At 74.7% G+C, this 25,183-nt stretch carries 23 protein-coding genes and 1 tRNA gene; 21 read left to right on the top strand and 3 right to left on the bottom strand.

Annotation, left to right across the window (positions count from 1 at the left end; genetic code table 11):
• Positions 1-57: 57 nt before the first annotated feature.
• The 9 genes from KDY119_RS13740 (at position 58) to KDY119_RS13700 (ending at position 9,283) form a co-directional block, all read left to right on the top strand.
• Complete coding sequence (locus tag KDY119_RS13740; RefSeq protein ID WP_051136226.1) at positions 58-495, top strand: DUF302 domain-containing protein; 438 nt, start codon at positions 58-60, stop codon at positions 493-495.
• Positions 492-1,490 carry an SLAC1 family transporter gene (locus KDY119_RS13735; RefSeq protein ID WP_153022437.1) on the top strand — a complete coding sequence of 333 codons (999 nt, stop codon included), beginning with the start codon at positions 492-494 and terminating at the stop codon, positions 1,488-1,490. The genes KDY119_RS13740 and KDY119_RS13735 overlap by 4 nt, the downstream gene beginning before the upstream one ends.
• Positions 1,487-3,211, top strand: coding sequence for an FAD-dependent oxidoreductase (locus KDY119_RS13730; RefSeq protein ID WP_051136225.1), 1,725 nt, complete (start codon positions 1,487-1,489; stop codon positions 3,209-3,211). Before KDY119_RS13735 ends, KDY119_RS13730 begins: the two co-directional genes overlap by 4 nt.
• A gap of 238 nt (positions 3,212-3,449) precedes the next feature.
• On the top strand, positions 3,450-4,316 hold the full coding sequence (locus KDY119_RS13725; RefSeq protein WP_227994350.1) for a helix-turn-helix domain-containing protein: 867 nt from the start codon (positions 3,450-3,452) through the stop codon (positions 4,314-4,316).
• A gap of 27 nt (positions 4,317-4,343) precedes the next feature.
• A complete protein-coding gene (locus KDY119_RS13720) occupies positions 4,344-5,060 on the top strand; it encodes a hypothetical protein (RefSeq protein ID WP_036946984.1) in 717 nt (238 codons plus the stop codon).
• A complete protein-coding gene (locus KDY119_RS13715; protein ID WP_051136223.1) occupies positions 5,057-5,449 on the top strand; it encodes a hypothetical protein in 393 nt (130 codons plus the stop codon). Before KDY119_RS13720 ends, KDY119_RS13715 begins: the two co-directional genes overlap by 4 nt.
• On the top strand, positions 5,446-5,586 hold the full coding sequence (locus KDY119_RS13710; protein WP_153022436.1) for a hypothetical protein: 141 nt from the start codon (positions 5,446-5,448) through the stop codon (positions 5,584-5,586). Before KDY119_RS13715 ends, KDY119_RS13710 begins: the two co-directional genes overlap by 4 nt.
• A 38-nt stretch (positions 5,587-5,624) precedes the next feature.
• Positions 5,625-6,470, top strand: coding sequence for an alpha/beta fold hydrolase (locus KDY119_RS13705; protein WP_036946981.1), 846 nt, complete (start codon positions 5,625-5,627; stop codon positions 6,468-6,470).
• Between the two features lie 71 nt (positions 6,471-6,541).
• Entirely contained in the window at positions 6,542-9,283 is a 2,742-nt protein-coding gene (locus tag KDY119_RS13700) for a helix-turn-helix domain-containing protein (RefSeq protein ID WP_036946978.1), read from the top strand.
• A gap of 2 nt (positions 9,284-9,285) precedes the next feature.
• On the opposite strand, the gene KDY119_RS13695 is transcribed toward KDY119_RS13700, so the two are convergent.
• On the bottom strand, positions 9,286-12,039 hold the full coding sequence (locus tag KDY119_RS13695) for an ATP-binding protein (RefSeq protein WP_153022435.1): 2,754 nt from the start codon (positions 12,037-12,039) through the stop codon (positions 9,286-9,288).
• 123 nt (positions 12,040-12,162) lie between these two features.
• Here KDY119_RS13695 and KDY119_RS13690 point away from each other — a divergent pair, with 123 nt between their 5' ends.
• From KDY119_RS13690 to KDY119_RS13635, 12 genes are all read left to right on the top strand, one after another.
• Positions 12,163-13,488, top strand: coding sequence for a GAF domain-containing protein (locus KDY119_RS13690; RefSeq protein ID WP_153022434.1), 1,326 nt, complete (start codon positions 12,163-12,165; stop codon positions 13,486-13,488).
• A 125-nt stretch (positions 13,489-13,613) separates the two neighbouring features.
• Positions 13,614-14,861: an oxidoreductase gene (locus KDY119_RS13685; RefSeq protein ID WP_083890734.1), complete on the top strand. Its 1,248-nt coding sequence runs from the start codon at positions 13,614-13,616 to the stop codon at positions 14,859-14,861.
• Between the two features lie 134 nt (positions 14,862-14,995).
• Entirely contained in the window at positions 14,996-15,688 is a 693-nt protein-coding gene (locus KDY119_RS13680) for an FtsB family cell division protein (RefSeq protein WP_153022433.1), read from the top strand.
• Between the two features lie 40 nt (positions 15,689-15,728).
• On the top strand, positions 15,729-16,247 hold the full coding sequence (locus tag KDY119_RS13675; protein WP_036946969.1) for a DUF501 domain-containing protein: 519 nt from the start codon (positions 15,729-15,731) through the stop codon (positions 16,245-16,247).
• A gap of 176 nt (positions 16,248-16,423) precedes the next feature.
• A complete protein-coding gene (locus KDY119_RS13670; protein WP_036946966.1) occupies positions 16,424-17,377 on the top strand; it encodes a Ppx/GppA phosphatase family protein in 954 nt (317 codons plus the stop codon).
• 120 nt (positions 17,378-17,497) lie between these two features.
• Positions 17,498-17,833 carry a PadR family transcriptional regulator gene (locus KDY119_RS13665; protein ID WP_036946963.1) on the top strand — a complete coding sequence of 112 codons (336 nt, stop codon included), beginning with the start codon at positions 17,498-17,500 and terminating at the stop codon, positions 17,831-17,833.
• On the top strand, positions 17,830-19,176 hold the full coding sequence (locus KDY119_RS13660) for a hypothetical protein (RefSeq protein WP_153022432.1): 1,347 nt from the start codon (positions 17,830-17,832) through the stop codon (positions 19,174-19,176). The genes KDY119_RS13665 and KDY119_RS13660 overlap by 4 nt, the downstream gene beginning before the upstream one ends.
• Before the next feature lie 145 nt (positions 19,177-19,321).
• Positions 19,322-20,755, top strand: coding sequence for an NAD(P)/FAD-dependent oxidoreductase (locus KDY119_RS13655; protein WP_036946954.1), 1,434 nt, complete (start codon positions 19,322-19,324; stop codon positions 20,753-20,755).
• A 141-nt stretch (positions 20,756-20,896) separates the two neighbouring features.
• Positions 20,897-20,970 (top strand) — tRNA-Leu (locus KDY119_RS13650).
• A gap of 47 nt (positions 20,971-21,017) precedes the next feature.
• Positions 21,018-21,491, top strand: coding sequence for a MarR family winged helix-turn-helix transcriptional regulator (locus KDY119_RS13645; protein ID WP_036946951.1), 474 nt, complete (start codon positions 21,018-21,020; stop codon positions 21,489-21,491).
• Positions 21,488-22,255 carry an SDR family NAD(P)-dependent oxidoreductase gene (locus KDY119_RS13640; protein WP_194174229.1) on the top strand — a complete coding sequence of 256 codons (768 nt, stop codon included), beginning with the start codon at positions 21,488-21,490 and terminating at the stop codon, positions 22,253-22,255. Before KDY119_RS13645 ends, KDY119_RS13640 begins: the two co-directional genes overlap by 4 nt.
• On the top strand, positions 22,255-23,526 hold the full coding sequence (locus KDY119_RS13635; RefSeq protein ID WP_036946945.1) for an FAD-binding oxidoreductase: 1,272 nt from the start codon (positions 22,255-22,257) through the stop codon (positions 23,524-23,526). Before KDY119_RS13640 ends, KDY119_RS13635 begins: the two co-directional genes overlap by 1 nt.
• A gap of 12 nt (positions 23,527-23,538) precedes the next feature.
• Here the strand turns inward: KDY119_RS13635 and KDY119_RS13630 are convergent, their stop codons facing one another.
• Together KDY119_RS13630 and KDY119_RS13625 are read right to left on the bottom strand one after the other, a co-directional pair.
• Positions 23,539-24,819 carry an RNA polymerase sigma factor gene (locus KDY119_RS13630; RefSeq protein WP_083890609.1) on the bottom strand — a complete coding sequence of 427 codons (1,281 nt, stop codon included), beginning with the start codon at positions 24,817-24,819 and terminating at the stop codon, positions 23,539-23,541.
• Positions 24,816-25,139, bottom strand: a complete 324-nt coding sequence (locus tag KDY119_RS13625) for a YciI family protein (RefSeq protein WP_036946942.1) — start codon at positions 25,137-25,139, stop codon at positions 24,816-24,818. Before KDY119_RS13625 ends, KDY119_RS13630 begins: the two co-directional genes overlap by 4 nt.
• Between the last annotated feature and the right edge of the window lie 44 nt (positions 25,140-25,183).

Here is a 25,183-nt window from a genome sequence, read left to right as displayed (position 1 = left end):
CCGGGCACCGGGCCTCTCAGGGGCACGGCGGTCACGCACGCAGGACAAGGAGCAGGCATGGACGAGGACCTGGTCGCGCTGTCCGTCCCGGGCACGGTGGCCGACGCCGTGGCCGAGGTGGAGCGATCCGCCACGGCGAGCGGCATGACGGTGTCAGGGCTGGTGGACCACGCGGCGGCCGCCAGGGACGTCGGGCTCGAGCTCGACGACGCGGTGGTGGTGACCTTCGGCAACCCCCGGGTGGGGACGCGCCTGATGCAGGCCGACCCCCGATCGGCGCTCGACCTCCCGTTGCGGCTGCTGGTCTACTCCGACGCGGGGACGACCACGCTGCTGTACCGCCGCCCTCGCACCCTCGGCGCTGCGTTCGCGCTCGAGGGCGAGGAGGAGACGCTCGCGACCCTGGCCGGCGCTCTCGCGCGACTCGTCAGCGCGGTCGCCGGCGCCGTCGACCCGTCGGCGGGGGCCTCGGGACCAGGGAAGGGCCGGCCATGAGCGGCGCGAAGCCGCCGGCCGGCCGGATCCCGCTCAACACGTTGGCGGTGGCCTTCGGGCTCGCCGGCCTCGCCGAGGCCTGGACGGCGGCGGGAGACGCGCTGTCGTTCCCGACGGCGGTCGGGTCCGCCTTCTGGGCCGTCGTGGCGGTCGCCTGGGTCTGGCTCCTGGCGGCGCACGTCCGCCGAGGCGCCCAGGTGCGCAGGCCGCTGTCGCAGCAGCTCGCGGACCCCGTGCAGGGCCCCATCGCGGCGCTCGTGCCGGTGGTGGCGATGCTGCTGGGGACCGCCCTGCTGCCCTACTCGCGCGGAGCGGGCCAGGTGGTCGTCGCGCTCGCGATCGTCGCTGCGACGGTGTTCGCGGGCTGGTTCGTCGGACACCTGCAGGACGGCGGCGTGTCGGTCGACGCCGTCCACGGCGGCTATTTCCTGCCGACGGTGGCCGCCGGCTACATCGGTTCGTACGCGGCCGCACGGTGCGGCTGGGACGAGGTGGCGGCCGGCGCCTTCTTCCTCGCCACCCTCGGCTGGGTGGTGACGCTGGGTGTCCTGCTCGCGCGCCTGGCGTCTCGGCCGCCGCTGCCGCCGCCCCTCGTCCCGACGCTGGCGATCCTCGTGGCACCACCGGTCGTCGGCGGTCTCGCGTGGTACGCGATGCGCGGGCCGCACATGGACGCGGTGCAGGCCGGCTTCGCCGGGGTCGGCGTGGTCTTCTTCCTGGCCCAGCTCGCGTTCGTCCGCCGCTACCTGGCGCTGCCTTTCACGTTGGGCTTCTGGTCGTTCACGTTCCCGTTCGCCGCCGTCGGCGAGTACGTGATCGTGTGGCTGGGAGTGCTGCGGCCCGCGGGCTGGCAGGTCGGTGTGGTCGTGCTCCTGGTCCTGGTGACGGCCCTGGTCGTCGGCGTCGCGGCCCGGAGCCTGGTCGAGGTGGCGCGGGGACGCATCGCCCGGGCCGAGCGCGTGCTGCAGGCCGGTGACCAGAGGGCGCTCCGGTGAGCGAGCCGCTCCTGCGCGGCGCGACGCTGCTGGCACGCGAAGGGACGTCGGCCACCGACGCCGCGGTCGCGTTCCCGGCTCTGGACGAGGACCAGCTGGGGCGCCTGAGGCGGTTCGGCGTCGCCGGGGACGTCGACCGGGGCACGGTCCTCGCGGCGGTCGGGGGACCCGTCGCAGGACTGTTCCTGGTCGAGAGCGGCGTCGTGGACGTCGTCGTCCCGGAGGCGTCCGCCGGCCCGGGTGCAGCACCCGTGGAGCGGGTCGTCGCCCGGTACGGGACGGACAGCTTCACCGGCGAGCTGGGCCTCCTGACGGGCCAGATGGCCTTCGTCACGACGCGGGTGTCCCGTGCGGGGCGTGTGCGGCGGATCGGTGAAGCGGACTTCCGCAGGCTCATGGCCGAGGAGACCGAGCTGTCCGACTTCCTGCTGCGTTCGCTGGTCGCGCGCCGTGAGCTCCTGCGGACGGGCGTCGGCTCCGCGACGATGGCCATCGTCGGCGACTCGCGCTCGCGCGCTTCGCTCGCGCTGCGCACCTTCGCCGCGCGACAGCGTGTGCCGTACGTCTGGCTCGACGCGGAGAGCGTCGAGGGTCGCAGCCGGCTCGACGACGCCGGAGCCACCGGGGCCACGCTCCCCGTGGTCCTCGGCGCGGACGTCGTGCTGGAGGGCGCCACGCCGAGCCTGTTCGCGCGGACCGTGGGGGCGACGTACGACCGGCTGGGAACGGCCAGCCCTGACCTGCTGGTCGTCGGGGCGGGCCCCGCGGGGATGGCTGCCGCGGTGTACGGGGCCTCGGAGGGCCTACGGACCGTCGTGCTGGACGGCCAGACCGTCGGCGGGCAGGCGGCCGCGAGCGCGCGGATCGAGAACTACCTGGGCTTCGCGCACGGCATCGCGGGCGCCGAGCTGCTCGAGCAGGCGTGGTTGCAGGCCGAGAAGTTCGGCGCCGAGATCTTCGTCCCTCGGCCCGCCGACCGGCTCGACGTCGTGCAGGGGCGGCTGAGGCTGCGGCTCGAGGACGGGACGTCGCTCGAGCCGCGCGCGGTCGTCGTCGCGAGCGGCGTCCGGTACCGGTCGCTGCAGCTGGCGCGGTGGGACGAGTTCGCGGACGACATCTACGTGGCGGCGACCGCGATGGAGGCGCGCCTGTGCGCGAGCCGGCCGGTCGTGGTGGTCGGGGGCGCGAACTCGGCGGGCCAGGCGGCGCTCTTCCTCGCGGGGAGCGGGTCGACGGTGACTCTCGTGGCCCGCCACGGCCTCGCCAAGGGCATGTCGCGCTACCTGGAGGAGCGCGTCCGTGCCACCGACCTGATCACGGTTCTCGAGGACCACGAGGTCGTCGCGCTCGACGGCGGCCTGCACCTGGAGAGCGTCTCGGTCGCGCCGCGAGGGCGATCGGGGCCCCGGACCCGCGTCCCGGCCCGGGGGCTGTTCAGCTTCATCGGCGCCCAGCCGGCGTCGGGCTGGCTCCGGGACGTCGCCCGGGACGACGACGGGTTCGTCCTCACGGACACCGACCTGCAGGGAGCACCCGCGTTCGGCGCCCAGGCGGACGTGTGGCGCGCGTTGGGCCGCAGCCCGCTCCCCTTCGAGACGAGCGTGCCGGGCGTGTTCGCCGTGGGCGACGTCCGGCACGGCTCCCTCAAGCGCGTCGCCGCCGCCGTCGGCGAGGGGGCGAGCGCGGTCCACAGCGTGCACCGCGCGCTGGGCGACGTGTGACATCGCCCGCCGCGTCACCAGGTCGCCCCGGAGCAGGACCGCACGCGCCACCGGCATGGGTCAGATGACTGCACGGACGCCGTCGTGCCGGACGGACCGACCGTCCCGCCGGGCCTCGTGGGCCCGTACCGCCGGCGTGTGAGGTGTGGCGAAGCGACCGATGCCCGGACCGCACCTCCCGTTCGAGACTCGCTACCAGGGCGAGCGCGGTGTCTCGTGCGAGAGGGGTGCTGGACGGATGAGCGGCTTGGTGGGGACCTACTTGAGGGACAGGCGGCAGCTGCTGCGGCCTGCCGACGTGAACCTGCGGCTCTACCCGGGCCGTCGGCGCGTGGCGGGGCTGCGCAGGGAAGAGGTCGCAGAGCTCGCGGGGATCAGCCCCGAGTACTACGTGCGGCTGGAGCAGGGACGGGGGCACCAGCCGTCGGCGCAGGTGCTCGGCGCGCTCGGGCGCGCACTGCAGCTCGGCCCGGACGCTCGCGCCTACCTGCGGCGGCTCGCGAGGCTCGACGCGGGCGAGACGCCCGCGGACCAGCCGCCGACGTGTGCGAGGGACCGCTCGCTGACCGCGCTGGTCGACGTGCTGACGTTCCTGCCGGCCGTCGTGGTCGACCGGAACCAGGACGTCGTCGCGGCCAACGGCATGGCGGCGCGGATCTGCGACCCCGCACTGGCGGTCGGCGCGAACGCGGCGGTCGAAGCATTCTCCCGGCGGGACGACGCGCGGTGGGAACGGGGGGCGGCGGCGGCGCTCGCTGCGCTGCGCTTCCACGCCGACCCGCGCGGACGCAGGTTCGCCGAGGTCGTCGACGAGCTCTCCGACGTGGGCGGGGCGCGGTTCGCGGAGCTGTGGGCGCGGCACGAGGCCAGGCGCCTGACGCCGGGTCCCGTGGTGCTCGGCACGGGCCAGGAGCGGTGGGAGCTGCGGCTGCAGCCGCTCGACGTGCCGGCGTGCCCGGGGGCGACGCTGCTGCTGCTGAGCGCGCCGCCCGGAACGCGCGAGGCGCACGAGCTCGGCCGCATGGCAGCGGCGGAGCGGCGGGCGGACCTGACCGCGGACACCGACCTGGCCACCGACCCGGCACGCCTGCCGGTCGGGACCTGACCGAAGGACCGACGAGGGAGGAAGACCATGACACTGCTGGACGAGATCTTCGAGGCGTACGGCGGGCGGCGCGCGTGGCAGGAGGCGAGCTCGATCACGGCACGCCAGTTCTTCGGCGGGGTGCTGTGGGCGATGAAGGGCCATCCGGGCGCGCTCGACGACGTCCAGGTGACCGTCGACCTGGACCGTGAGCACACCCGGCAGGAGCCGTTCTTCGAGCCCGGCCTGCACACCGACTTCACTCCGGGTCGCGTCGCCGTCGAGCGCACCGACGGCACCGTGGTCGACGAGCTCGTCGACCCGCGGGCCTCCTTCGCCGGTCACACGCTGGAGACCCCCTGGACCCGCCTCCAGCTGGCCTACTTCTCCGGGTACGCGATGTGGACCTACACGACCGAGCCGCGGTCCCTCGTGCTTCCGGGGGTCCGCACCGAGGAGCTGGGCACGGTCGAACGTGACGGACGGTCCTTCCGGATGCTCGGCGTGACGTACCCGGACGACGTCGCGACCCACACGCCCCACCAGGTGCTGTACGTGGACGCCGAGGGTCTGATCCGCCGACGCGACTACGCCGTCGACATCGCCGGCGGGACGCCCGCCGCGCAGTACGCGAGCGACTTCACGTGGGTCGACGGGCTGCTGGTCCCGACGAGCCGGGCGATCTTCTCCCGCGACGAGACGGGCGCGAAGGTCCCTGACCCGGTGATCGTGTCGATCCGGCTCGAGAAGGTCGTGGTCTCGTGACGGCGACGGAGACGTCGGCGCGGCGGCGCGACGGGTTCCTCGCCGACGCCGCGGAGACGCGCTTCGCGCACCCGGCCTTTCTGGACGCGCTCGCCGCGGGGCGCCAGGTCGTCGTGTTCGACGACCGCGGGACGAGCCGCTCGACGGGAGAGGCGACGGAGACCGTCGAGAGCCGTCGTCGACGGCGCGGTCGCGTTCGCGCGTGCCCTGGGCCTGACGCAGGTGGACGTCCTCGGCTGGTCGTGGCGGGCAGCTCCGCGGGCGGTGTGCCGGACCTGCCCGCCCCGCCGGCGAAGGTCGGAGAGGTGCTCGCGCACGAGCACAACGGCGACGAGGACCTCCTCTTCCTCTCCCCGTCCTCGTCGCGAACGGCGCCCACGACGTCATGATCAGCGCCTACGCGACCTATGCGACGGCGGGACGACTGCCTCGCGCGAAAGCCGTGCTCGGCAGCGACGCGGGGCACGCCTTCCTCTTCCAGCACGTCGAGGACTTCGCCGCCGAGGTGGCGCGGTTCCTCGCCTGACCCGACCTGCCACCCGGACGACGCACAAGGAGCACATCATGGCCGAGAACACCGCCCTCACCACGCCCAACCGGAGCATCGACGTGGGCGGGGACACCTTCGCCTACCGGCGCCTCGGCTCGCCCGGCACGACGCCGCCGCTCGTCATGCTGCAGCACTTCCGCGGGAACCTGGACTTCTGGGACCCCGACCTTCTCGACGCCCTCGCCGCCGACCGCGAGGTGATCACCGTCGACCTGCGCGGCGTCGGCGGCTCGAGCGGCGCGACGCGGACCTCGGTGTGGGAGGACGCCCTCGACGTCGTCGCCTTCGTCGACGCGCTGGGTCTCGAGACCGTCGACCTCTTCGGCTTCTCGCTCGGCGGCCACGTCGCGCAGGACGTGGTCCTCGCGCGCCCCCGGCTGGTGCGCCGGTTGGTGCTCGGAGGGACGGCGCCGATGGGGGCACCGGGGCTGCACCGCTGGAACGACGACGTCTACGCCTACGCGACGGGGGACGAGACCAGCGCCGACGACTTCGTCGCGCTCTTCTTCTCGGGGTCGGCGTCCAGCACCGCGCTCGCGTGGGAGCACCTGCGGAGGCGGTCGGCCCGCACCGAGGCGGACGTCCCGACGAGCCTCGCGGCGCGGGACGCCCAGCTCGTGGCGCTGACCGCCTGGGGGATCCCCGACCGCTCACGCCTGGAGCGGCTCTCCGCGATCACGCAGCCGACGCTCGTGCTGTGCGGGGACGACGACACGATGATGGTGACGGCCAACAGCGTGCGGCTCGCGGACGCGATCCCGGGCGCGCAGCTGCGGGTCTACCCGGACGCCGGGCACGGCTTCCTGGACCAGCTGCCCGTGCTGGTGGCGGAGCACGTGCGGCTGTTCCTCGGCCGCTGAACGGACGGCCCGGGGCCGTCGTCGGACAATGGACGCGGGGGGGAGGGCGAGGAAGGGGCGAGGGACTCCGCGTGATCGGTCGCGAGCAGGAGCTGTCGGCGGTCCGTGCGCAGCTGGCGCGGACCGGCGGCGACAGGGCCACCGTGGTGGTCGTCGAGGGTGCCGTCGGCGTCGGGAAGTCGGTCTTCCTGGCCGCGGTCGCCGAGCAGGCGTCGGCGGACGGCCTCCAGATCCTGACGACGACCGGGGTGCCGGGAGGGCAACCCGACTTCGGCAACCTCCACCAGCTGCTGCACCCCCTCCTGGGCGACCTGGGCTCGGTGCCGCGACGCCAGGCCGACGCGCTGGCCTCGGTGCTCGGGCTCGGGGAGGCCGTCGAGCGGAACGACCTGTTCGTGAGCCTCGCCACCCTGGCACTGATCGAGAACGCGGCGCGCGCGGCGCCCGTCGTGGTGGTCGTCGACGGGTTCGAGCACGTCGACACGCCGACCCGCCAGGTGCTCGAGTTCTTCGCCCGTCACCCGGCGGCCGGCGATCTGGCGCTGGTGGTCGGCCTCCGGGAGAGCGGGCGCGGCACCGAGGTCCTGCACGGGGTGGAACGGACCCGGGTCGTGCTGGCGGGTCTGACCCGTCAGCAGGCCCGCGCGCTGGTGGACGAGGCGTACCCCAGGCTGTCCGCTCGAGGAAGGCAGCGGGTGCTGGAGGAGGCACGCGGCAACCCGCTCGCCCTGCACGAGTTCGCGCGTGCGAGCTGGCTCCTCGAGTCCACGGGCGGTGAGCCCCGCGAGCAGCCGCCTGCCACCCGGCGTCTGGAGTCGGCGCTCCTGGGCGAGGTCGACGACCTCACCCGCGGAGCCCGCCAGATGCTCCTGCTCGCAGCCGCCGCGGCCCCCGGCACGCCGCTCGCGGAGCTCCTGGCCGCGGGGGCCGACCTGGGCGTGACGCCTGCCGCGATCGACGAGCTCGAGCGTCACGGCCTGGCCGACCCGACGGGCGGGTCCCTGCGACCTGCGGACCCGCTGCTGCTCTCCGTCACCTACGGCGGCGCGACGACGGCGGAGCGGCAGGCCGTCCACCAGGCCCTGTCGGCGGTGAGCGCCGACCCATTCCGAGCCGTGTGGCACCGGGCGGCCGCCGTGTCCTGGGTCGACGAGGCCCTCGCCGGGGAGCTCGAGGCGGCAGCGGTCACGGCGGACGCGCGCGGCGCCCGCCGTGAGGCCACCGCGGCCTTCGCGCGTGCGGCGCGCCTGTCCGACGACGTGGACGCGAAGGTCCGCCGGCTGTCGTTCGGGGCGGAGAGCGCGCGGCGCGGCGGCTTCCCGGAGGACGGCTTCGCCCTGCTCCAGGAGGCGCTCGCGCTCGCCCACCGGCCCGACGACGTCGCGCGGCTCGCTCTCACCGAGATCATGCTCGGGATCAGCTACGGGACGCCCGCCCGTTCCACCGAGGACGTCACGGCCGTCGCACGACGGCTCGGCGCGGCGCCTACGGAGCACGCCGGCGCGCTCAGCGCGACCGTGCTCGCCGGGGCCGCGGCCAGGATCTGGTGGCGTGGCCATCCGCCGGACGAGGTCGCGCTCGTCCGGGAGGCGCTCGGAGCGCTCGACGGCCGCGGCGGCTGGATGGTGGACCTCGCCCAGGGCATGCTCGACCCGATCGGGGTGGCCGGGCAGCTGAAGCCCCGCTTCGCCGAGATCCTGGACTCGGCGATCGAGTCGGCCCTGCACGAGCCGATGGGGCCGTCGGGGAGCTCGACGACGCGATGGCTCAACGCCCTGGCGCGCGCGGCAGAGTCGCGCCACGACCTCGCGGCGGCGGAGCGCGCGTGGGACGTGCAGGTACGCCAGCACCGCGCGACCGGCGCCGTCGGGGACGAGATCGTCGCCCTGTGCGGGCGCGCCCAGAGCCGACTGCTCGCCGGAGACCTCGCTCTGTCCTGGGCGGACGCGGCTGCCGCCGTGTCGCTCGCGGTCGAGCGCAGGTTCGGCGTCCTTGCCCGCGCCGCGGCTTCGGTCGCCGGGCTGGCTGCCGTCCTGCTCGGCGACGAAGGCGGCCTCGACGAGATGCGCCGGGTCGGTCAGGCCCAGGCCGGGGCCGACGTGTCGGTCTTCGTCCTCGCCTACGAGGAGTGGGCGGCCGGCCTCGCTGCGCTGCTCGCCGACGACGAGCGGCGCGCCTGGGAGCACCTGCGCCGCGTGACCCGGCATCCGTCGACGACGCGCTGGGCGGTCGCCGACATCGCGGAGGCAGGGGCGCGCAGCGGGCACCGCGACGAAGCGGCGGACGTCGTGGCGAAGGTGGCCGAGGACGCGTCGTCGGTCGCGTCGGCATCGCTCGACGCGCGGGTCGCCCGGGCGTGCGCCCTGCTCACCGACGAGGACCTGCAGGACGACGCGTTCGACCGCGCCGTCGAGCGCGGGATCGCCGCGGGCTCGGGGCTGGAGCTGGCGCGCACCCGGCTCGCGTACGGCGAGGCGCTGCGTCGTCGTCGGCAGGTCGTCGTCCCGCGCGAGCAGCTGCGGGCCGCTGTCTCGGGCCTCGAGGCGAGCGGAGCCGAGGCGCTCGCGGTCTGCGCGCGTGCGGCGCTGAGAGCCGTCGGCGTGGTGCCGGCGCGCGCGGTCGTCGACCCCGCGGCCGTGCTGTCGGAACGAGAGCTCGTCGTCGCGCGGCTGGCCGCGCAGGGCATGAGCAACAAGGAGATCGCGAGCGTGCTGGTCGTCTCGCCGCGGACGGTGGCCGCCCACCTGCACCGGGCCTTCCCGAAGCTCGGGATCACGGGGCGCGGCCAGCTCGCAGGCCTGCCGCTCACCTGAGGTCAGACGCCCGAGGCCTCCGGGGCGCCGATGACGGCGGCAAGCTGACCACGGTGGGCCACCTGGAGCTTCGCGAAGGCCCGGTGCAGGTGCGCGCCCACGGTCCGGCGCGACAGGTAGACCTGGTCGGCGATCTCGGCGTTGCTCATGCCCTGCGCGGCCAGCCGCGCGACGTGCAGCTCCTGTGCCGTGAGCTGGTCGAGCGACGGGTTGCGTCCGCCGGGCGCCGACGTCGCGCCGGTGGCGCGCAGCTCGACCCGCGCGCGTTCCGCCCACGGTTGCGCGCCCTGCGCCACGAACCCGTCGAGGGCGGACTGCAGCTCGGCCCGCGCGTCGACGACGCGTCGTCGGCGGCGCAGCCACTCGCCGTACGCGAGCCGGGTCCGGGCGAGGTCGAGGACGGCGTCCGTCCGCGTGCCGTGCTCGACCGCGCGGGCGAAGTGCTCGGCGGCGCCGTCGTCCTCGGTCAGGAGGCCGCGGGCACGCTCCAGGAGCATCCGGAGGTGCTCGGACCCCGTGGTCTCGGCGGCGGCCTGCGCGGACTCCAGCCAGACCTGCGCCTCGGGCGTGCGGTCGGCCCGCACCGCCGGCTCGACCAGGTCGGCTCCCGCCCAGAGCGCGACGGGAGCGTTGACCCGGGTCCGCGCGATCGCGTCGACTGCGTCGGCGTAGCGGTGGTCGACGGCAGCGAGGAGCCCTGCCGCCCACGAGGCTCCGGCGTCGACGCGGGCGACGCGTTCGGGACCCGAGAGTGCGGCCACCAGCTCGAGCGCCTTCTCGGCGTGCGCGACCTCGCCACGGTTCGCACGCGCACGGGCGAGATGCGCCGCGGCGTTCGCCGCCACCACGGGCAGGTCGAGCGCGTCGCACAGCCGCAACGACTGCTCGGCGTCCTCGACCGCCTCGTCGAGGTGGCCAAGGGTCGCGTGGACGCTCGCCCGCCCGCACAGGGCGACCGCCTCGTCGCTGACGCGCCCCGAGCCGTGGAAGAGCGTGACCGCCGACGTCCAGCACGTGCGGGCCACGGCCAGGTCCGCCCGCTCCTCCGCGACGAACGCGAGGCAGCTCAGCACGGGAGCGTTGGAGTCGACGGACCGTTCGCTCCAGGAGGTCATCAGCTCGGCGACGTCGCCGATGTCCCGGGCGGTGGGGTCGACGAGCGCGAGCCCGACGCGCCGGAGCGGGTCCTGCGGGTCGTCGGGCTGCGCGAGCAGGGCGCGGTGCACGCGTTCACGCACGGCCGGCGGCTCCTGGAGGACGAAGCACGAGGTGGCAGCCCAGACGAGCACCTCAGCCCGCGCGTCGGACGAGTCGGACGACGCGGCGAGGTCCACGAGGGCGTCGGGCCCTCGGCCGCCGCGCCCGGTGGTCATCTGGAGGAGCCACTCCGAGCGCGCGAGCGTCAGGACGGTCGCCTCGTCCTGGACCAGACGCCCCGCCTCGTCGATCAGCGTGCCGGCGACCGTGGTCAGTCCGGCCTGCCGGGAGAGCTCGGCAGCGCGAGCGAGACGACGCGCGCGGGCCGGCGGCTCCGATGAGAGCTCCGCGGCGCGGTGCCACGCCCGCGCGGCCTCACGGCGGGCGCCCTGGCGCGTCGCCCGGTCGGCCGCCTCCTCGAGCTCGCGGGCGACCCCCTCGTCCCAGCCGAGCGTGGCGGCGGCCCGGTGCCACGTGGCGAGGGTGCCGTCCCGCGCGACGTCCGCGAGGGCCCGGTGGAACGTCGATCTCGTCGTCGCGCCCGTCGACTCGTACACGGCCGAGCGGACGAGCGGGTGCCGGAAGACGATCTTGTCGCCGTCGACCCGGACGAGTCCTGCGCGTTCGGCGGCGTCGAAGGCGTCCGCCGGCAGGCCGAGCTGCGCAGCCGCGTCCAGGACCTCCCGGTAGCCGAGATCGTCGCCGGCCGCGGCCAGCGCGACGGCGCGCTGGGCCCGCTCGGGCAACGTGGCGACGTCGGCCAGGAACACCCGTTCGATCCGCGAGGTGAGGCTGACCGACTCGAGCCCGATCGCGGCGCCGGCGTCGGACGCCACCGTGCCACGTCCGGACGTCGCGGCGGTGGCGCCGAGCTCCGTCAGCGCGAGCGGGTTGCCCTGGGCCTGGGCGATCACGTGGTCGCGCTCCCGCACGCGCAGCTCGGGGGCGATGCGGGCGAGGACGCGGCGTGCGTCGTCCCGGCCGAGCGGCTCGATCCGGAGCTGCTCGGGGAACGACGGGGCGTGGTCGGCGTGGGGCGTGACGGGGCGCGTCGTGGCGAGGAGCGCGATCGGGGTGTCCCGGAGCCGGCTCGCGACGAAGGTGACGACGGCCGCGCTGGAGGGATCGAGCCAGTGCAGGTCCTCGACGACGACGAACAGCGGCCGGCCCGCGGCCGCCTCCTCGAGGAGGCCCAAGGTCGCCACGCCGATCACCAGGGGGTCGGCGGGCGGCCCGTCCTCGAAGCCGAACGCGACCCCGAGCGCGGACCGTTGACGCTCGGGGAGCCGCCCCAGGAGGTTCAGCACGGGGTGGAGGAGCTCGTGCAGGCCCGCGAAGCCGATGCCCTCGGTGGCTGCTCCGCCGTGGCAGAGGAGGGTCTGCAGCCCCGAGTCCCGGGCGATCCCGCGGGCGAGCCCGGCCAACGCCGTCTTGCCCATCCCGGGCTCGCCGACGAGCAGCAACGCGCTGCCCGAGGTGCCCGCCGCGGCGCCGACCAACCCCGCCAGGGCGGCGATCTCCTGGTCTCGTCCGATCAGGCTCGGGGGATCTTGCGGCACGAGACGAGCGTACAAGCGGGAGGTGTTTCCGGTCCGGGTTAGGTCAGTTGACCGATGCCTGGCCGTACGCCCGGCCGGACGATCGCCTGGAGCCGCCGGTCGTGGCGGTCGAGGAGGGGGAGGGTGGCCGACTGGAGGCGCCTGGCAGGACTGGCAGCCCAGGGGGACGTGGCGGCACTCGCGGAGGCGGCGTGCGACGCGCTCGTGCAGCTGTCGGGAGGGTCGAGCCCGAGCGGACGGCCCGTCGAGCCGTGGGCGGCACTGTGGCGCGACGACGGCGGACGGTGGACACGGCTCGCGACGCGAGGACCGGCCCCGGGGGTCCCGTCTCGGGACGACACGCGCACGGCGTCCTGCGCGGTCGTCGTCGACGGCCGGACGTGGGGGGTGCTCGAGGCGTCGAGCCCCCCGACGGGCGACCCGCTGACGCCGCTGGCCCGGGTGCTGGCGGACACGGTGGCACGCGAGGCCGCGTTCGAGGTGCTGCGGGCGAGCGGTGCGCACCAGGCGCTCCTGCTCCGGCTGACGGCGCTCGTCAGCGGCCGTGCGGAACCTCTCCCCGTGGCGGCGGCGGCGGTCCGGGAGCTGTGCGGCGTCGGCGTCGTGGACAGCGCGGCCGTGGTCCGTGCCGACGCCGAGGGCGCGCTGCGGGTCTCGTCGTGGCACTGTCGCGACCCGCGACGGGTCGGTGCAGGAGGCCCGACGGACGCCCAGCTGGGCCTCGTGTCGAAAGCGGTCGCGCGGCGGTCCCTGTCGTGCGGCGCCGCCGGCGTGGCGGCACCCGTGTTCGTGGACGGGGCGGTCTGGGGCGCCGTGGTCGCGTGCCCGCGGGAGGGCCTCGTCCGGCCCGCGCTCGACGTCCTTCCCCCGCTCGTCGCCGGTGTGGCAGGGATCGTCGGGATGGCGGCCTCGAACGAGACGGTCCGGGCCGAGCTCCTCGCGGAGGCGGACGCCCAGGCCGTGGTGGCCCGGATGTCCCGGCCGCTACTCGGGGGTGGACCGCCCGGCGAGGCCCTCGACCGCGCTCTCGACGAGCTGACGGAGCTCACCGGGGTCGGGCACGCGCTCGTCCTGCACGTGCGAGTCCGCGAGGCGTCCTCGGCGGTCGACCCGCGCGTCGCCGTGTGCGAGGTGGTCGCCGGCCGGATCGACCCGCTCCCACGCGGCAGCGTCCACGCGCTGGGGCGCGACGCGCCCGTCGTCCGCGCGCTGGCCGCCGGGGTCCCGCTGGCGCTCGCGACGGGTGGCGGTCCGTTCACCCGTCTGCTGCGTGACGCCGGCGTCGAGCACCTGGTCCCCGCACCGCTCGTGGTGGGTGGCGCGTCGTGGGGCTCGCTGGCGCTGGCGTCGTCGTCGGCACCCTCGGCGGCGGTCCGGCGGGCTGCGGTGGAGGCTGCTGCCCTCCTGGGCGTGTACCTCGAGCGCGTCCTGACGGTCGCGGGGTGGTGACGTCGTACCCGGGCGCGCGGCGCATGGTGCGGTCGCTTGACCGATGCGGGGCTGCGTCGGTGCCGTCGACCATGGTCGTGGAGCCGGTCGAGGTGAGCGGCGCCGTCGAGCGGAGGGGTCGGGAGATGAGGGACGTCGCGACGGGTGCGAGCACAGCACCGGGCACGCTGGCGGGGCACGTCGGTGCCACGGAGACGATCGAGGTCCGTACCGGCGGGCCGGCGGGCGGCCCCGGCCGGGTGACGCCGATCTGGGGCGTGGTGGTCGACGGCAGGGTGTACGTGCGCTCGTCGCACGGGGCGGCGGGACGGTGGTACGAGCGAGCGCGCCGGCGAGGGGAGCTGAGCGTCGTGACGCCCGGAGGTGACCTCTCCGCCCAGGTCGTGCCCGTGACCGACGACGCGACCCTCGATGCGGTCGACTCCGCCTACCGGCGCAAGTACGACGACTGGCCCCAGTACCTGCCGGCCCTCGTCGCGGCGCCCGCACGGGGGAACACCCTCGAGCTCGTCCCTGCGCCGGACGCTGCGGCGTCGGGGACGTTCCTGCTCGGCGGGGACCTGGAGGTGCGGCGCCTGGGCTACGGCACGATGCAGCTCACGGGACCCGGCGTCTGGGGGCCGCCGGAGGACCGCGACCAGGCGGTCGCCGTGCTGCGTCGCGCCGTCGAGCTCGGGGTCACCCTGATCGACACCGCGGACTCCTACGGCCCCGACGTCGCCGAGGAGCTGGTCCGCGAGGCCCTCGCGCCGTACCCGGAGGACCTCGTGATCGCGACCAAGGTCGGGTTCGCACGGCCGGGTCCGGGGCGGTGGGCCGTGGACGGTCGCCCGGAGCGGCTCCGTGAGCGTGCGGAGGGCAGCCTCCGCCGGTTGGGCGTGGAGCGCATCGACCTGCTGCAGCTCCACCGGGTCGACCCGCGGTACCCGCTGGAGGACCAGCTCGGGGTGCTGGAGGACCTGCAGCGCGAGGGCAAGGTGCGCCACGTGGGCCTGAGCGAGGTGGGGGTGGGCACTCTCGAGGCGGCGCTCGGCGCCATCAGGGTGGTGTCGGTCCAGAACCGCTACAACCTCGGGGACCGTGAGGCCGAGGACGTCCTGAGGTTCGCGGAGGCGCGCGGGCTCGCCTTCGTCCCGTGGTTCCCGCTCGGGACCGGCGGCCTGACGGCGCGCTCGGGGGCGCTCGGGCGCGTCGCCGACGCGCTCGGTGCGGAGCCGGCGCAGGTCGCGCTCGCGTGGCTCCTGCAGCGGTCGCCGGTGATGCTGCCCATCCCGGGGACGTCCTCCGTCACGCACCTGGAGTCCAACCTGGGCTCCGCGTCGCTCGAGCTGGACGAGGACGCGCTCGACGCGCTCGACGCCGCGGCGGGCTGACGGGAGGGGCGGCGTCCACGCCGGGGCGAGCCGTCAGAACGTGGAGAGGCTCGCGGCTCACGAGCTTGGGTCAAGTCGGCGGGGCGCGGCGTGTGTGCCGCGCGACCGAGGGGACGAACGGGCAGAATCGGGCCATGGCTCCGCGTCGCCCGTCCGCCCCGCAGGCCCGGTCCACCCGCCCGGCCGCCCAGGGCTCCGGCGCGTCCCCCCGTCCGACGGCGCGCGCGGCCACCTCCTCGAACCGCGCCCCGGCGCCGCGAGCGTCCGCCTCGCGCGGCACGTCGTCGTCCGGCACGACGGCGGCGGGCAAGGGCCGCGGCTCCTCCCGTCCCGCGACGGGAGCCACGCCCCGCGTGCGGCGCACGAGCCGGAGCCGGCGGGCCGCGGGCCGTGTCGCGGGGATGGTGCCCGAGACGATCACGACCCGCACGCTCGTGCTCGCGGGCGCGATCCTCCTCGCGTTCGTCATCCTGCTCCCGACGGCGCGCGAGTACGTCACGCAGTCGGCGGACCTCCGCGCCCTGCACGCGGACCTGGCGGCGACCCAGAAGCAGAAGGAGGACGCGCAGACGGCGCTGGACCGCTGGTCGGACCCCGCGTTCCAGAAGGCGCAGGCGCGTGCGCGGCTCGGCTACGTGATGCCGGGCGACAAGGCGTACCGGGTGATCGACCCGGGGAGCGCGGAGGCCGGCGTCAGCCCGATCACCGGCAAGCCGGTGTCGGCGGGCGTGGTCGACTCCACGGCCGACGACGCCTCGCCCTGGTATCGCACGATGTGGACGTCGGTCGAGGTCGCGGGAGAGGGCGTCACGACCGGGTCGAAGTAGCCGGCACCGGACGACGGTGCGGGTCGGGGACAATGGAGGCATGCCCCTCACCGACGTGACCGCCGACGACCTCGCCGTGCTCGCGGAGCAGCTCGGCCGCACCCCGCGCGGCGTCGTCGCGATCGGGGCTCGCTGCGTGTGCGGCCGCCCGCTCGTCGCGGTGACGGCGCCCCGGCTCGACGACGGCACGCCCTTTCCTACGACGTTCTACCTCACGCACCCCGGGGTGGTCGCGGCGATGAGCACGCTCGAGGCGCGCGGCGTCATGCGCGAGCTGAACGACCGGCTCGCCGAGGACGAGGAGCTCGCCGCCGGACACACGCGCGCGCACGACGACTACCTCGCGCGTCGGGCGGAGGTCGCTGCGCGGGCCGGCACCGGCGAGGTCCCGGAGATCGCGGGCATCTCGGCGGGCGGTTTGCCGACGCGGGTGAAGTGCCTGCACGCGCTCGCGGGGCACGCGCTGGTGGCGGGGCCCGGCGTCGACGTCGTCGGTGACCTGGCGCTCCAGCAGGCCGCGGACGAGGGGCTGTGGAGCGCGGACCGCTGCACCTGCTGACGCGCCGCCGTCGTCGGCCTGTCAGGCGCTGGCCGCTGTCTGCTCCGGCGACTGCCTGACGCGTCGCGGGCGGGAGAACCGTGTCAGGCGTTGGCCGCTGTCTGCTCCGGTGCGCGCCTGACAACTCGCGCGGCGCTGTGGGGGTGGGCGAGGCGCCCTGTGGCAGGCTGGTCGCCATGAGCTCCACCCGTGTTGCTGCCGTCGACTGCGGTACCAACTCCCTCCGCCTCCTCGTCGCCGACCTCGACCCCGAGACGGGCACGCTCACCGACCTGCACCGCAGCATGGAGGTCGTCCGGCTCGGGCAGGGCGTCGACAAGACGGGCATGATCGCGCCCGAGGCGCTGCAGCGGACGCTCGACGCGACGTCCCGCGCGGCCGACGTCGCCCGCGAGCTGGGTGCCGAGCGCGTGCGGTTCGTCGCGACGAGCGCGTCGCGGGACGCGAGCAACAAGGACGACTTCTTCGAGGGCGTGCACGACCGTCTCGGCGTGTACCCGGAGGTCGTGTCGGGCGAGGAGGAGGCGGCGCTGTCGTTCCGGGGCGCGACGAGCGTCGTGGGCGGGCGCTTCGACGCCCCGTACCTGGTCGTGGACCTGGGCGGCGGCTCGACCGAGCTGGTGCTGGGCTCGCGCGAGCCCGAGGCCGCGTTCTCGATGGACGTCGGGTGCGTGCGGATGACCGAGCGGCACCTCGCGACCGACCCGCCCACGGCGGCCGAGGTCGCGGCCGCGCGCGCGGACGTGCGGGCGGCTCTCGACGAGGCGCTCGCCGTCGTCCCGGTCGCGAAGACCGCGACGCTCGTCGGGCTCGCGGGCACCGTGACCACGGTGACCGCGCACGCCCTGCGTCTCGATCACTACGACCGCGATCGCATCAACGGCTCCGTCCTCCCGACCGACGACGTGCTGCGCGCGTGCGACGAGCTCCTCGCGATGACCCGCGCCGAGCGCGCGGCGCTGGGCTTCATGCATCCCGGACGCGTCGACGTGATCGGGGCGGGCGCGCTCGTGTGGTCGGAGGTCGTGACCCGGGTCCGCGACGAGGTCGCGGCGGCCGGCGGCGAGCTCGCGCGCGTCGTGACGAGCGAGCACGACATCCTCGACGGCATCGCCCTGTCCCTGGGCTGACGGCACGCGGCACGGTGCAGCGACACGCGGTACGAAGCTCTAGCCGGTAGTGCACATCGCGTAGTAGCGTGCGTGATGCGTCACCGTCGACGACGGACCGGCCACGACGAGAGGGACCGCATGGACACGACCCAGCTCCTCAAGGGGGTGCTCGACGCCGCTGTGCTCGCGGTCGTCGCCGACGCGGACGGGTACGGCTACGACGTCGTCCGGCGTCTGCGCTCATCGGGCCTCGACGACGTCGCCGACGCATCCGTCTACGGCACGCTCCGCCGCCTCTACGCAGCGGGCGCGCTCACGAGCTATGTGGTGCCGTCCGACGAGGGCCCGCACCGCAAGTACTACGGCATCAACGCGCAGGGCCGGGCGATGCTCGACGTCCAGCGCAAGGAGTGGGGCTCGTTCGCCCGCACCGTCACGTCCCTCCTCGACCCCACCGAAGGAGCAGCCCGATGAGCACCACCGTCCCCCTGCCCGCGGCCTCGCCCGCGTCGGTCGCGCTGCACGCGCTCGTCGCCGACTACGCCCGCGCCGTGCGCGCCGAGCTCGACGACCTGCCCGCCGACACCGTCGACGACCTCACCGACGGCCTTGAGGCCGACCTCCTCGACGCCCTCGCCGACACCCCGCTCGGGTTCTCGCGGCCCGACGACGGCCCTCGCCCGGGCACGGAAGTCGCCGACACGGTGGTCGCCCCGCCCGCCGGTGGTACGGCTGCCTCCGGCGCACCGGGCGCGGGCGCCGCGCCGTCGTCGGACGTGCCGTTCACGGCGGCGACGCTCACCGCGCGCTTCGGCACGCCGGCGGCGTACGCGGCGGAGCTGCGCTCCTCGGCGGGACTCGCGCCGCGCGTCGTCGTGCAGGGGGCGGCGACGCGCCGGGGCATGGGCGTGGCATGGGCGGAGACGCGTGCCAGCTGGGCCGAGCGGTGGAGCGCCCTCCGGGTCGCGCCCGGGTGGAGGCCGGTCTTCGAGTTCCTCGAGGTGCTGCGGCCGGCGTGGTGGGTCGTGCGGGCATGGGTTCTCGTGACGGCGCTGCTGTGGACGCAGCGGCCGGTCTCGCTGGTCCCGAACACGCTGCCCGCGTGGGTGCTCCTGCTGGGAGCCGTCGTGTGCTCGGTGCAGTGGGGGCGCGGGGCGTGGCGGTTCCCGCTGCGGTTCCGCTGGGTCGGGACGCTGCTCGGGGTCGCCGCGGTCGTGCTGCTGGTGCCGACGTTCGCGACGGCGTACGCGGAGGGCGAGCCCGGCTCCGGTTCGTACTGGAGCGGGTACGACCAGGGGGCGCGCGACGCCGACCCGCAGTCGGACGGGATCTGGGTGGACGGGCGGCAGGCCGAGAACCTCTACGTCTACGGCGCGGACGGCAAGCTCGTCGACGGCGCTCGGGTCTACGACGACGCGGGCAAGGCGGTCCTGCTCGCGGACCCAGGGGACCTGGGGACGCTGCACGACGGCGACGAGCCCGCCTGGTTCGAGGTTCCGTCGCTCGACCGGTCGGGTCGGCAGCTCTGGAACGCCTACCCGCTCGAGCGGGCGCAGGTCGCGGTCGACGCGTACGGGAACGCCCAGTACGACGACCAGGGCATGCCGGTGCCGCAGCCCGGTGCGGGGGCCACCGCTCCGGTCGCGCCGTTCGACCAGGTGTCCCCGCTGACGTCGCGGGCCGCGCTCCCCGGCGCCTCGGCGCTCCCGGGCGACGGGACCACGCCGTCGCCGGCGCCGAGCGACGCGGCCAGCCCCGCGCCGTCGTCGGACGCGACCCCGACCTCGACCCCGAAGCCCACCAACCCCGCGAAGTAGACGTCCGCGCCGTCTACTTCGCGAAGTAGACGGCGCGGACGTCTACTTCGGCGAGGGGGAGGGGTGGGAGGGGCGTGGTGAGGCGCATATCACCAGGTGGTCGTGTGATTTCTCGCTGGACACGTGCGGTAATAGTCTGTTGCCCATGCCTCAGAACGATCTGACCTCGGTCAGCCCTGCCCAGAACGGCAGCCCCGCGGGCACCACGGTCCCGCGCATCCTCGTCATCGGCGGCGGGTCGGTCGGCCTGTACGCCGCACGTCGGCTCCGGAAGCGGCTGGGCAAGAGCCAGGCGCAGATCACGGTCGTCGACCCGAACCCGTACCTCACGTACGCGCCGTTCCTCCCCGAGGCCGCGGCGGGCTCGATCGAGTCGCGCTACGTCGTCGCGCCGCTGCGCAAGGCGCTGCCGGGCGTCGACATCGTCGAGGGCAAGGTCACGTCGATCTCGCACGCGGACCGCCGCGTGACGGTCGAGCCGAAGGAGGGCGACGCGTTCGTCCTCTCCTACGACGAGGTCGTCGTCGCGTTCGGCTCCGTCGCCCGTCTGCTCCCGATCCCGGGGCTCGCCGAGCAGGGCATCGGCCTCAAGACCGTCGAGGAGGCCATCGCGGTCCGCGACCAGATCCTCGACAAGATCGACGTCGCGAGCACCGTGACCGACGAGGCGCTGCGCCGTCGGCTGCTCACGTTCACGTTCGTCGGCGGCGGCTTCGCGGGCATCGAGGCCATCGCGGAGATCGAGGACATGGCGCGGGCGGCGGTCAAGAAGCACCCGACGCTCACGCAGTCGGACCTGCGCTTCGTGATGATCGAGGGCACCGGCCGGATCCTCCCCGAGCTGTCCGAGCCGATGGCGCTGTACGCCCTCGACCAGCTCAAGGACCGTGGCATCGAGTTCCACCTCAACACGTTCCTCAGCTCGTGCGTCGACGGCCACGTCGTCACGTCGACGGGCGTCGAGTTCGACACCGAGACCCTCGTGTGGACCGCGGGCATCAAGTCCAACCCGGTCCTGAACGACTCGGACCTCCCGCTCGACAAGCTGGGCCGCCTGCAGGTCCTCGCGACGCTCCAGGTCGCGACCGAGGACGGCACGATCGTCCCCGGTGCGTGGGGCGCGGGCGACTGCGCCGCGGTGCCGGACGTGCTGAACCCCGGCAAGTTCTGCCCGCCGAACGCGCAGCACGCGATCCGCGAGGGCGTGCAGCTCGCCGAGAACCTGGTGTCGAACCTCAAGGGCGAGCCCACCAAGGAGTACTCGCACAAGAACATCGGCACCGTCGCCTCGCTCGGTCTGTACAAGGGCGTCGCGGAGCTGTTCGGCAAGTTCAAGCTCCGCGGCCCGCTCGCGTGGGCGATGCACCGCGGCTACCACGTGCTCGCGATGCCGACCTGGAACCGCAAGCTCCACATCTTCAACGGCTGGGTCGGCCAGGCGGTCTACGGTCGCGAGACGGTCGCGCTCAACGCCGTCCAGGACCCGCGTGCCGCGTTCCGCGCCGCGGCCCCGGCCCCGAAGAAGACGGACGAGCCGCTGAAGCAGGTTGCGACGTCGGCTGCCGCCGACGCGAAGTGATCGCGCGCTCCTGAGCGCTCACGACGGGGACGGGCCTTCCGGGGTCCGTCCCCGTCGTCGTCCCCGGACCGTGCGAAGGTCCGGACCTGCGTCGTCGTCCCGTGCCCGACGACGTACGCTCGCCGTGCGCGCGAGCGCGCCGCCCCCGTAGCCCAACCGGCAGAGGCAGTCGGCTTAAACCCGATCCAGTGTGGGTTCGAATCCCACCGGGGGCACCGCGTCCTGTGGGGAATAGGCGGCCGGTCTCCGTGTTATAGCTGACATGTCAGGTAAGTATCTGTCACAGGAAGAGCTCGCGGTCTGGCAGCGCCTGCAGACCGTGACGGAGATGCTGCGCCGCGAGGTCGGGCGCGGTCTGCGCGACGACGCGGACCTGTCGGAGGCGGAGTTCACGGTGCTCGCGCACCTCGTGGAGGCCGGCGGCGCGGCCAGACCGTCGGACTGCGCGCAGTCGATCGGCTGGGAGTCGAGCCGCCTCGCGCACCAGCTGGGTCGGATGGAGCGGCGCGGTCTGATCGTGCGGACCCCGGAGGCTGACGGCGACGGGCGGGCGTCGACCGTGGCGCTGACCGCAGAGGGGCGCAGCGCGCACCGGCGCGCCGTCGGCCCGCACCTGAGCGCGGCGAAGCGATGGTTCGCCGACGCTCTCACCCCGGCGCAGCTCGCTGCGCTCGCCGAGGTGCTCTCGGCGTTCGAGGACAACGCGGCACGGGCCGCGACGAAGGAGATCTCATGAGTGCGATGGTTCGGCCGAACTGGGAGCACGTGGTCCCGGATCTTGCAGGCAAGACCGTGGTCGTCGTCGGTGGCTCGGGCGGCGTGGGTGAAGGTGTCGTCCGAAGCCTGCTCGCGAGGGGCTCGACCGTGATCGCGACGGGCCGCGACTCGGAGCGACTCGCCGCGCTCGAGGAGAGCGTCGGCGAGGAGCGACTGCGGATCGCAGTGATCGACGCGAACGCGTCTGACCTCGACGCCCGTGTGGAGTCGTTGGCGAACGAGCTCGGCCCGTTCGACGGTGTGGTGGTGGCGGTCGCCTCCTGGGGTGACCAGGGTCGTCGACCCGTGCTCACCCTCACGGACGAGGAGTGGCGGTCGCTGCTCGAGGCGAACCTGACGAGCGTGTTCCGGCTCTACCGAGCATTCCTGCCGGTGACGGCCGAGTCGGGGACGATCCTGCAGCTCAACGGCATGAGCGCCGACATGCCGTTCCCCGGTGCCGCGGGCGTCGCCCTGAGCGCGGCGGCGACCAAGTCGCTGACACGGACGATCGCGGCGGAGCAGGACGGCCGTGGTCCTCGCTTCTACCAGGTGATCCTCGGGGTCGTGCGCACCAAGGAGCGGCAGCGAGCCGGTATCGACGACACCCGCTGGCTCGACGGAGAGGAGATCGGCGCGCACGTCGCGGCGCTCGTGGCGGGCACGAGTCCGCTCCTCGCGACGACGGTGCAGTACTTCACCGACAAGAAGGCGGGCCCCCAGCCCGGGCCGGAGGCGTTCTGATGGGAGACGTCGAGGTCGTCACACCACGCGACCCCGGCTACGGGCGGGTGCGACACGTGTACTCCGCGACCGGTCGGCCGGCGCGAGTCCTCCTGCCCAGGGACACCGAGCAGACGGCGCGCGCTCTCGAGACCGCTCGATCGTTCGACGAGCCGTTCGCGATCCGCAGCGGCGGGCACGGGATCAGCAGCATCGCGACGAACGACGGCGGCACCGTCGTCGACCTCCGGCACCTGGACCGGGTCGAGCGACTCGGAGGGACACGCGTGGCGCTCGGGCCCGGGGCCAGGTGGGGCGCTGTGGCGCAGGAGCTCTACGGCTGGGGTCTGGCGCTGACGTCCGGCGACTCCGGAGACGTGGGGGTCGGCGGGCTCGCGACGACGGGCGGCATCGGTCTTCTCGGCCGAGCTCAGGGGCTGACGATCGACCGGATGCGTGCGGTCGAGCTCGTCGCCGCGGACGGACGGGTCGTGCGAGCGTCGGAAGACGAGCATCCCGACCTGTTCTGGGCGGTGCGCGGAGCCGGGGCGAACGTGGGGATCGTGACCCGCTTCGAGTTCGACGCAGGGCAGACGCCGGACGTCGCGCGGGCATCGTTGGCTTTCAAGCTGGGCGACCCGGTCTCCTTCCTCGCGCACTGGGGTCGGACGGTCGAGGCGGCGCCGAGAGAGGTCTCCGCGTTCCTCTACGTGGGGCCGGGTTCGAGGCCGTTCGCGCAGGCGACGGTGGTGTTCGCCGGCGACGACGTCGACCGGACGCAGCGAGCGCTCGCCCCGTTCACGGCGCTGCCCTGGCTGGTGGGCGGCCGGGCCGAGCTGGTGCCGTATCCCGCGGTGCCGCTCACGTCCGGCGCACCGCACTCGGGGCAGCAGGCCGCGGTGATGCACACGGCGCTCGTCGAGCACCTCGACGAGGAGCTGGCCGGGCTGATCGCCGGAGCGCTCGCGTCCGGCGGCGCCCAGATGATCCAGGTCCGCTCCACGGGAGGTGCGGTCAACGACGTCGACCCTGATGCGACCGCCTACGCCCACCGGCACCAGAACTTCTCGGTCACCGCGGTGGCGGACCGGCCCGGGGCGGCGTTCGACGCGGCGTGGGAGCCGCTGCGTGCCCGGCGTGACGGCATCTACCTGAGCTTCGAGTCGAACCACCGACCCGAGGACGTCGACGCCGCCTTCCCCCCGGCGACGCTCGCCCGGCTCCGTGCGACCAAGCGGGACTGGGACCCCGACGATGTGTTCTCTCAGAACTTCGACGTCGGGCGTCGATGATCGCGGAGCCGGTCACCGCGCAGCGTCCCGGCGACGGCGCAGCGCGGCAGCCTCCGCGGTGTTCCCGGTCAGGGCGACGGCGCGGTCGTAGGCGTCGCGGGCCTCGGCGTCGCGGCCGCACCGGCGCAGCAGGTCGGCGCGGGTCGCGTGGTACGCGTGATAGTCGTCCAGTGCGGCGGCCAGAGGCTCGACGAGCGCCAGACCGACGTCGGGTCCGTCGAGCTCGGCGACCGCGATCGCTCTGTTGAGGGCGACGACGGGCGAGGGGTCGACCACCGCGAGCTGGTCGTAGAGGGCGACGACCTGCGACCAGTCGGTCTCGCGCACGTCGCGGGCCGACGTGTGCACGGCGTTGATCGCCGCGAGGACCTGGTAGCGGCCGGGCGGGGTCCCAGCGGCCGCGGCAACGAGGCGCTCGCGGACCAGCCTGTGCCCCTCGGCGATCAGGTCCGCGTCCCAGCCGGTGCGGTCCTGCTCGTCGAGCGTGACGAGCTCGCCGCCCGCGACCCGCGCCTCGCGGCGGGCCTCGGTGAGCAGCATCAGCGCGAGGAGACCGGTCACCTCGCCGTCGTCGGGCAGGAGGTCGTGGAGCAGCCGGGCGAGCCGGATCGCCTCGGCGGTGAGGTCCTGCCGGACCGGGTCGGTGCCGGACCCGCTGGCCAGATACCCCTCGTTGAACACGAGGTAGAGCACCGCGAGGACGCCGGTCACGCGGGCCGGCAGGTCCTCGGCCGACGGCACGCGGTACGGGATGCGCGCGGCCTTGATCTTGGTCTTGGCGCGCGTGATGCGCTGCCCGACGGCGGCCTCCTGGGCGAGGAGTGCGCTCGCGATCTCGGGGACGGTGAGCCCGCCGACCAGGCGCAGGGTGAGCGCGACCCGGCTCGGCATCGCCAGCGCCGGATGGCAGCAGGTGAAGATCAGGCGCAGCCGGTCGTCGTCGACGGCGCCGAGCGGCTCGGGGGGCGTGTCGTCGTGCAGCATCCGAGCCTCCTGGTGCCTCGCGTCACGCTTGCTCTCGCGCCGGAGCCTGTCGAGGGCCCTGCGCTGCGCCGTCGTCGTGAGCCACGCGGCGGGGTTGCGGGGGACGCCGTCCGCGGGCCACCGCGCGACGGCGGCGGCGAACGCCTCGGCCGCGGCCTCCTCGGCGACGTCGAGGTCGCCGAAGCGTCGTGTCAGCGTGCCGACCAGCCGGGCCCACTCGTCGCGGTGGGCCCGGGCGACGGCCGCTGCGGCGTCGTCGGGGTGGACGGCGTCGGGGTGGACGGCGTCGGGGTGGACGGCGGCGGTCACAGGAACGGCCGCACCTCGATCTTGCGGCAGCAGACCTGTGACGCCTCGGTCGCGAGCGCGAGCGCCACGTCGAGGTCGGGGGCCTCCCAGATCCAGACGCCCGCGAGGAACTCCTTCGACTCCACGAAGGGTCCGTCGGTGACGATCGGCTGCTCGCCGCGGTTGTCGACGACGGTCGCCGCGTCGGTGGCCGCGAGGCCACCCGCGAAGACCCAGTGGCCGTCGGCGACGAGCCGCTCGTTGAACGCGCTGATGAGGGGCTCGCGGTCGTCGCGACCGGGGTTGGTCTTGTCGTCGATCACGGAAACCAGGTACTGCATCGGAGTCATCTCCTCGGGGGGTGGGACGTGCGTGGGTGGGTGGT

It is taken from the genome of Luteimicrobium xylanilyticum (assembly GCF_009429125.1).
GTDB classification, from domain to species: domain Bacteria; phylum Actinomycetota; class Actinomycetes; order Actinomycetales; family Cellulomonadaceae; genus Luteimicrobium; species Luteimicrobium xylanilyticum.
The sequence above is the reverse complement of the archived record's forward strand: the minus strand, read 5'-3'. Positions and strand labels throughout refer to the sequence as shown.

What these genes read in the sequence shown, in the direction of transcription:
- KDY119_RS13740 (WP_051136226.1), top strand. Translation starts at nt 58, where the DNA reads ATGGACGAGGACCTGGTCGCGCTGTCCGTCCCGGGCACGGTGGCCGAC.
- KDY119_RS13735 (WP_153022437.1), top strand. Translation starts at nt 492, where the DNA reads ATGAGCGGCGCGAAGCCGCCGGCCGGCCGGATCCCGCTCAACACGTTG.
- KDY119_RS13725 (WP_227994350.1), top strand. Translation starts at nt 3,450, where the DNA reads ATGAGCGGCTTGGTGGGGACCTACTTGAGGGACAGGCGGCAGCTGCTG.
- KDY119_RS13720 (WP_036946984.1), top strand. Translation starts at nt 4,344, where the DNA reads ATGACACTGCTGGACGAGATCTTCGAGGCGTACGGCGGGCGGCGCGCG.
- KDY119_RS13710 (WP_153022436.1), top strand. Translation starts at nt 5,446, where the DNA reads ATGATCAGCGCCTACGCGACCTATGCGACGGCGGGACGACTGCCTCGC.
- KDY119_RS13705 (WP_036946981.1), top strand. Translation starts at nt 5,625, where the DNA reads ATGGCCGAGAACACCGCCCTCACCACGCCCAACCGGAGCATCGACGTG.
- KDY119_RS13685 (WP_083890734.1), top strand. Translation starts at nt 13,614, where the DNA reads ATGAGGGACGTCGCGACGGGTGCGAGCACAGCACCGGGCACGCTGGCG.
- KDY119_RS13680 (WP_153022433.1), top strand. Translation starts at nt 14,996, where the DNA reads ATGGCTCCGCGTCGCCCGTCCGCCCCGCAGGCCCGGTCCACCCGCCCG.
- KDY119_RS13675 (WP_036946969.1), top strand. Translation starts at nt 15,729, where the DNA reads ATGCCCCTCACCGACGTGACCGCCGACGACCTCGCCGTGCTCGCGGAG.
- KDY119_RS13670 (WP_036946966.1), top strand. Translation starts at nt 16,424, where the DNA reads ATGAGCTCCACCCGTGTTGCTGCCGTCGACTGCGGTACCAACTCCCTC.
- KDY119_RS13665 (WP_036946963.1), top strand. Translation starts at nt 17,498, where the DNA reads ATGGACACGACCCAGCTCCTCAAGGGGGTGCTCGACGCCGCTGTGCTC.
- KDY119_RS13660 (WP_153022432.1), top strand. Translation starts at nt 17,830, where the DNA reads ATGAGCACCACCGTCCCCCTGCCCGCGGCCTCGCCCGCGTCGGTCGCG.
- KDY119_RS13655 (WP_036946954.1), top strand. Translation starts at nt 19,322, where the DNA reads ATGCCTCAGAACGATCTGACCTCGGTCAGCCCTGCCCAGAACGGCAGC.
- KDY119_RS13645 (WP_036946951.1), top strand. Translation starts at nt 21,018, where the DNA reads ATGTCAGGTAAGTATCTGTCACAGGAAGAGCTCGCGGTCTGGCAGCGC.
- KDY119_RS13640 (WP_194174229.1), top strand. Translation starts at nt 21,488, where the DNA reads ATGAGTGCGATGGTTCGGCCGAACTGGGAGCACGTGGTCCCGGATCTT.
- KDY119_RS13635 (WP_036946945.1), top strand. Translation starts at nt 22,255, where the DNA reads ATGGGAGACGTCGAGGTCGTCACACCACGCGACCCCGGCTACGGGCGG.
- KDY119_RS13625 (WP_036946942.1), bottom strand. Translation starts at nt 25,139, where the DNA reads ATGCAGTACCTGGTTTCCGTGATCGACGACAAGACCAACCCCGGTCGC.